This is a genomic window from Clostridium sp. E02 (assembly GCF_003833015.1).
Classification (GTDB): Bacteria; Bacillota; Clostridia; order Lachnospirales; family Lachnospiraceae; genus Lacrimispora.
On record NZ_RJLQ01000101.1, the window covers coordinates 1 to 206 of the forward strand.

Annotated in this window: 1 pseudogene; it reads left to right on the plus strand. The window is 42.2% G+C overall.

The window, feature by feature from the left end:
- Positions 1–206, plus strand: a pseudogene (locus EFT72_RS19560) (transposase); the annotation flags it as partial.

The window sequence follows — 206 nt, forward strand, 5'->3', positions numbered from 1 at the left end:
TGGCGGTGTTATCTTCTAGAAAGATAGATAATGGAAGCTGCCTGAAATATCAAAATGAATACTATCTTCCTGTAAACAATCAAGGGATCGCTGTACACCATCGTAAGGGCACCACAGCAATGGTAATTAGATCATTCAACGGTGAACTCTTCAGGTGTATTCGTGAGCAGGTTTATGCACTGGAGTTACTTCCGGAACACAAGCCA